Annotated in this window: 3 protein-coding genes; all 3 read right to left on the reverse strand. The window is 68.1% G+C overall.

All coding sequences use genetic code 11. The annotated features are described in order from the left end of the window. Positions 1-1,001: MFS transporter (locus tag ACRDP3_RS03865; RefSeq protein ID WP_431515380.1), on the reverse strand; the 1,001-nt coding region annotated here is incomplete at its 3' end. A gap of 298 nt (positions 1,002-1,299) precedes the next feature. Continuing rightward, complete coding sequence (locus ACRDP3_RS03870; RefSeq protein ID WP_431515381.1) at positions 1,300-1,782, reverse strand: N-acetyltransferase family protein; 483 nt, start codon at positions 1,780-1,782, stop codon at positions 1,300-1,302. Further along, positions 1,779-2,201, reverse strand: a 423-nt coding sequence (locus ACRDP3_RS03875) for a hypothetical protein (RefSeq protein WP_431515382.1), incomplete at its 5' end; no start/stop codon positions are given. The genes ACRDP3_RS03875 and ACRDP3_RS03870, both read right to left, overlap by 4 nt.

The following is a 2,201-nucleotide window of genomic DNA, read 5'->3' on the forward strand; positions in this document are numbered from 1 at the left end:
ACGGCCAGCGGGAGGCACATGCCGACCGCGAACGCCATCGGTGTGCCGAGATCGAGGATCGGGAACAGGGCCAGCGCGACCGGAACAGCCAGCGCGTTGGCCGTCGTGATCACCTTTCGCCGGCCGAAGCGATCAGAGGCGATCGATCCGAGGACCGTGGTGACGGCGAAGGCGAGCCCGGCGACGATTCCGATGCTGAGCACGGTCGACAGGGACAGGCCGAGTTTCTCGATGCCGTACGTGGTCAGGTACGTCATGCTCACGTAGAAGAACGCGAACGTCATGACGACGGCACCCGCGCCGAAGAGGACCTCACGAGGCTGGCGGGTCAGAGTCGCCGTGATCGGCAGCTTGGTCGGCTTCTTGCCGGCGGCGGCCGCGGTGAACACGGCGGACTCCTCGATCTTCAAGCGTACATAGAGCCCGACGACGACGAGCACGATGCTGATCAGGAACGGGATGCGCCAGCCCCACGCGGCGAAGGACGCCTTGCTCATCGAGAGCGTGGTCACCAGGAACGTCGCGCTGGACAGCATGAACGCCAGCGAAGGCCCGAGCTGCGGGAAGAGAGCGTAGAGCCCGCGTTTCTCCCGTGGGGCGTTCTCCGCCGTCAGCAACGTCGCCCCCGCCCACTCGCCGCCGACGGCCACGCCCTGGCATATCCGCAGGACGACCAGCAGGACGGGTGCCGCCGCGCCGATGGTCTCGGTGCTTGGCAGCAGGCCGACGGCCACGGTCGCGAAGCCCATCAGCAGCAACGTCGCCACCAGCGTCTTCTTGCGCCCGAGGCGGTCACCGAAGTGACCGAACACGATGGACCCGAGCGGGCGGGCGACGAATGCGACGCCGAAGGTCGCGAACGCCGCTGCCGTACCTGCCGCCGTCCCGAGCGCGGGAAAGAAGACGCCCTGGAACACCAGGGCCGCGGCGGTGCCGTAGATGAAGAAGTCGTAGAACTCGATGGTCGTGCCGACCAGGCTCGCGACCGCGATCCTGCTCATCTTCTGTCTCGGTGGTGCGATGGCTTGACTCACCATTCCTCCTCGCTGCGCCTCTGCGCGGGGGCGACACGCTTCGCGGCCGGTGATGTGATGGAGGAAACTCTCTACACGTCATCAACGTGTGTCAACGGTGATGTAGCGCTTTTCTCGCGCTTCGCCGAACGGGCTGATGGTGGACCCCGGATCTGAGGGGCACAGGGTCTGTATTGTTGGGCGATACATGCAACGGACGCTTTGCGCTACGTACGCCATGTGGCGCACGAGCGGGCGCGGTCGGCGGCGTTGAGTGCCAAGCCGGTCAGCGGCGGGGCACCTGGAGCGTGAAGCGCGTCTTGTCCTGCCGTGCGGTGCCCAGGCGGTCGTAGAAGCGAATCGCACCCGCGTTCCACGACGGCGTCTGCCACTGCACCTCGCCCAGTCCCAGGGCCACTGCCTCGGCGACGACGGCGTCCATCAGTCGTGCGCCCAGCCCGTTCCCGCGATGCTCGTCGCGCAGGTACAAGCAGTCCATGTACAGATACTCGCCCCCCTGCCAGGTCGAGAACTCGATCGTGCAGGTCGCATATCCGGCAAGCCCCCCGCCGGGCGTCTCGGCGACGAGGCACAGTACGCGGGGGGACTCGGCGTCGAACAGGACCACCGCAAGCCGTTCGGCGAGGTCCGCGACCGGCGGATCGGACTTCTCGTACGCCGCGTGCTCCGTCGCCAGAGCGGTCACCTCGACCAGATCGTGGCGGACCGCGCGCCGTACTCGCGGGGTTCGCGTGGTGCTCCCGGTCATGACACCCCGCCCGTCGGCACCGACAGCACGTCGGCGCTCCATAGGTCCAGCCGCCGGTCGAGCTGCCCGGTGCCCGCCAGCACGTGACGGAGGAACACCTCGCGTTCGTGGGCGATCACCGCGGCCTCCCAGACGCACGGAGCCAATCCCGACGAGGCCGGCCGGAGGGACTCCGGTTCCCCCATCGGGCCGTTGAAGACGACCAACCGCGACATGAACCCCTCGACCCAGGTGTGCACGAGCACGTAGTCCCCGTCTCCGCCCGCGTGCAGCATGACGCACCCGAGTCCGAGCGATCCCATGCCGCGGTCCGCGAGCAGCCGACAGGTCGCGAGGTGCAAGGCGTGCGACCACTCCTCGGGCTCCACGCTCCGGCCGGGCGCCTCGATCGCGTACACCTTCATCAGGTGGCCGCCCAG

The organism is Streptomyces sp., from assembly GCF_050698815.1.
GTDB lineage: Bacteria > Actinomycetota > Actinomycetes > Streptomycetales > Streptomycetaceae > Streptomyces.